Source organism: Streptomyces anandii JCM 4720, assembly GCF_014650655.1.
In the GTDB taxonomy this organism is placed as follows: Bacteria; Actinomycetota; Actinomycetes; order Streptomycetales; family Streptomycetaceae; genus Streptomyces; species Streptomyces anandii.
In genome coordinates this window covers 183,583-187,208 of the sequence record NZ_BMVJ01000011.1, presented here as the reverse complement: position 1 = coordinate 187,208, position 3,626 = coordinate 183,583, and the positions used below count along the sequence as shown (strand labels likewise).

The window sequence follows — 3,626 nt, the reverse complement described above, 5'->3', positions numbered from 1 at the left end:
CTCCGCCGCCGGTTCGGCCGGTTTCGCCGCCGCCGGCTCCTCCGGCTTCTCTGCCACCGGCTCTGCCTCCGCCGCCGGTTCCGCCGCCGGTTCCTCCGCCGTCGGCTTCGCCGGTTCCGCTGTCGGCTCCACCGGCTCCTCCGCCGGTTCTGCCGTCGCCTCCTCCGCTGCCGGCTCCGCCGGCTTCTCCGCCGTCGGCTCCGCCGGTCCTGCCACCGGCTCCGCCGGTTCCACCGGCTTTGAGGGCGGGGGGACCGTGATGTTGTCGAAGGCTGCCGAGACCAGGTCGTGCTCGGTGCGCGGGTCCGGGACGTGGACGTTCGCCGGGGGCTCGGGGGACGGCGAGGGGGCCGGCACCTTCGGCTCGGGCCGCCGCGCGGCGGGCTCCGCGGCCGGGGCCGGTTCCTGGGACGGAACCTGTTCCGCACCCTCTGCTTCGGCCGCACGCCCCTTGCGTGACCGGCCGAACGCGTTCCGCAGGCGAGTGAGAATGCCCATGTGCGCAACCCTTCGCGTGAGTTGATCCCGTCAATCCCTGGCCAGGACGGACACGTAAGGTTAGCGGCCCCGCGGGGTGATCTCGGGCAGGGGAGAAGGACGGTGGCCGTACCGTGTCCTGCGGCGCGGTAGCGCCTCCCGGTTCAGGCCTCGACGCTCGTCGGGGGCTGCGGCTGGGACCGGGGCGCCGGGGCCGGCTCGGTGGGACGGCGGCGGGTCACGCGGTGGGTGAGCCAGGCGAGGGCGGCGACCGTCAGGCCGAGGGCCACCAGGATCCAGGACACGGTGCGCAGGGTGGCGGTGAGGGCGTCGTAGACGGCGCCCACGGCCGGGTGGGAGACCTCGTCGGGCAGGCCGGCGAGGGTCAGGCTGCGGCCCACGGCGAGGGCGAGGGCGAGCAGCGCGCCGCCGAGCGCGGTGCCGAGCGCGGTCGCGGTGAGCGCGCGCCGGCGGCAGGCGGCCAGCGCGATGCCGGTGACGGCGAACGCGACCGCGGCGACGGGGAGCCAGAATCCGGCCACCTCGAGCACGTCGAATCCCTTCCGGAGGCGGCCCAGGTCCTGGGCCGGGAGCAGGGCGACCTCGGTGTGCTCGACGGGGATGCGGGCGGCGAGCGGTACGTGGTCCTCGGTGAGCTGGGCCTTGACCTGGGCGGTGACCGGGGCGAGGTCGACGGTGACCGGGCGGTCGCGGTCGTCGTCGCCCTCGCGCAGGGCGCGCAGCACGGCGTCGTGCGCGGCCCGGTTGCCCTCGTTCCAGGCCGTGCGGAAGGCCGCGGTCTGGGTGAAGGAGCGCACCGCGTCGTGCACGAAGGGGGCGACGGTCCCGCGGGTGACGCGTATGTCCATCTGGTGGTCGATCTCGTCCATGATCCCGTCCCCCACGGTGTCCGCGATCGCCTCCCGGACGTCCGGGTCGTGGGCGAGCGGCGCCATGGTGGTGACGTAGCGGCCGGTGTCGGCGAGGCCGTACGCCGCCCACGCCGACAGCGCGCCGAACGGCACGAGCAGGCACGAGAGGGTGATGAGCACGGCCGACAGGCCGCTGCGCAGGCGTCGGGACACACCCTCAGGCAATGCCCGCTTGAGCGCCTTTGCGAGCGGGGGGACGGCAATCGGGTGATGACTGACGGTCACAGGAATCAGGGGGCGCGCACGGCGGCGGCGGGCCGGGAGCAGTCCGGCCCGCCGGGAGGGAGGTGCGGTCAGATGTGGTGGCCCTCGGCGTCCTCGTGCGTGTAGGCCCAGTAGAAGCAGAAGAGCCCGGCGATCGCGCCGAGGCCCAGTGACAGGCCGGTGGCCAGCAGTACCGTCTCGCCGCTCTGGATGTAGAGGAAGCCGAACGCGATGCCGATGTAGGCGAACCACAGCAGCGCGTGCAGTTCGCGCGGAAGGCGCGGGCCCAGGAGCAGGACACCGACCGTGATCAGGGTGAACACGATCGCGGTGATGAAGCCGAAGGCGAGGTTCCAGCCGGTGATCGGGCCGCCGCTGCGCCGGTTGGCCGCGGCCCAGTAGCCGTAGACGAGACCGATGGCGAAGGGCAGCGCCCACCGTCCGATCCTGTGTGCGCGCGGACCGAAGATGTCGGGCGGGTGGGTACGGGTGCGGGTGCCACGGGTGGTGACGGCCGCGGTCACGGGTGCCGCGTGAGCCATGAGAGAGCTCCTTCCTCTCGTCGCCTCCGCTTACCAGAGCACACCTGGGAGGGGGCCCTGGCAAGTGCTGGGGACCCGGATGCGCGCGGTGGCCGCCTGTGCTGTGCTGAGGGTCGTGAGCGACGGCCGTATCGGGCAGGAGCGGCTCGACGGGTACCGGCTGGCCGACCGCCGGGCCGCCGGGCAGCGCCATCCGCTGCTGCGGGCGCGGGGGCGCAGTGTCGCCTGGGTGCCGCCGCTGCTGCTGCTCGTCGCCATCGCCGCCGTGGACTGGAACACCAGCGGCGAGTTCCGGGTCATCTCCTGGATCGTGCTGGTGCCCGGTATCGCCGCGGCGATCTGCGCGGTGTGGACGACCGCGGTCTTCGCGGCGCTGTCCATCGCCACGTACTACGTGGTGGACGCGTCCTGGCCGCACCAGTACCGCACCGGCATCCCCGACTTCATCCTCGTGGCCGCGGGCGGCGCGCTCGCCGTGCTGGCGTGTGCGGTGCGGGTGCGCGGGGAGCGGCTGATGCTGCACATGCAGGACGTGGCGGCGACCACCCGCCGTGCCGTGCTGCGCCCGCTGCCGCCCGGCTGGGGCGGCCTGGACCATGCGGGCGTGTACCTGGCGGCGGACTCCGACGCCCGTATCGGCGGCGACTTCTACGACATCCAGCCGGGCCCGGCCGGCACCCGCGTCCTCGTCGGCGACGTGCAGGGCAAGGGGCTCGGCGCGGTGGAGGCGGCGGCGGCGCTGCTCGGCACCTTCCGTGAGGCCGGCTATCACGAACGGGACCTGACGACGGTCGCCGAACGACTGGAGTCGCGCATGCTCCGGCACCGGGAGCACGCCATGGCCATGGGCCGGGACGACGAGGACCGCTTCGCCACCGCCGTGCTGCTCGGCTTCCCGGACGACGACCCGGGCGCGGTCAAGGTCGTCAACTTCGGTCATGAGCCTCCCCTGGTCGTGGGAGCGCGCGGCGTGCGTCAGCTGCCGCCGGGCGAGGGGCTGCCGCTGGGCCTCGGCGAGTTCTCCACGCACGGCCCGCCGCCGGTCAAGCGGGCCGCGCTCCGCCCCGGGGAGACCCTGCTGCTCTTCACCGACGGCGTGACGGAGGCGCGCGACGGCACCGGTGCGTTCTACCCGCTCGCAAGCGAGCTGGCCCGCGCCCTCGCCGCCGATCCGCGCACCGCCGAGCCGCGCCGCCTGGTCGCCCAGGTGCGCGACGGCACGCTGCGCCACTGCGACGGGCGCCTCGGCGACGACACCACGATCTTCGCGGTGCGCAGAACGTCCGCGGGCCCCCCGGTGGAGTCCGGACCCGCCTCCCGCCCCCGACACCGACTGGGCGGCGGCCCGGCGTAGGACGCGGCCAGGGGTCCGGCAGGGGGCGACGCGCCGCGCCCCCTGCCGCTGCCCGCCGCCGGCACCGAGGCGGACGCGCCCTGCCCGGCCACCGCCTGCGCCCCGGGTCCCTCCCGG

At 74.9% G+C, this 3,626-nt stretch carries 3 protein-coding genes and 1 pseudogene; 1 reads left to right on the top strand and 3 read right to left on the bottom strand.

Features of this window, described 5'->3' with window-relative positions; genetic code table 11:
* The 3 genes and pseudogenes from IE249_RS38010 to IE249_RS21080 form a co-directional block, all read right to left on the bottom strand.
* Positions 1-498, bottom strand: a pseudogene (locus tag IE249_RS38010) (VWA domain-containing protein); the annotation flags it as partial.
* 143 nt (positions 499-641) lie between these two features.
* Positions 642-1,562: a hypothetical protein gene (locus IE249_RS21085; protein WP_189706755.1), complete on the bottom strand. Its 921-nt coding sequence runs from the start codon at positions 1,560-1,562 to the stop codon at positions 642-644.
* A 140-nt stretch (positions 1,563-1,702) separates the two neighbouring features.
* Entirely contained in the window at positions 1,703-2,155 is a 453-nt protein-coding gene (locus IE249_RS21080; protein ID WP_189706753.1) for a hypothetical protein, read from the bottom strand.
* 160 nt (positions 2,156-2,315) lie between these two features.
* Between IE249_RS21080 and IE249_RS21075 the strand changes: the two genes are divergently transcribed.
* Positions 2,316-3,509 carry a PP2C family protein-serine/threonine phosphatase gene (locus tag IE249_RS21075; RefSeq protein WP_229858951.1) on the top strand — a complete coding sequence of 398 codons (1,194 nt, stop codon included), beginning with the start codon at positions 2,316-2,318 and terminating at the stop codon, positions 3,507-3,509.
* The last annotated feature ends 117 nt before the right edge of the window (positions 3,510-3,626 follow it).

Coding starts and splice junctions, on each gene's coding strand:
- IE249_RS21080 (WP_189706753.1), bottom strand. CDS start 2,155: ATGGCTCACGCGGCACCCGTGACCGCGGCCGTCACCACCCGTGGCACC.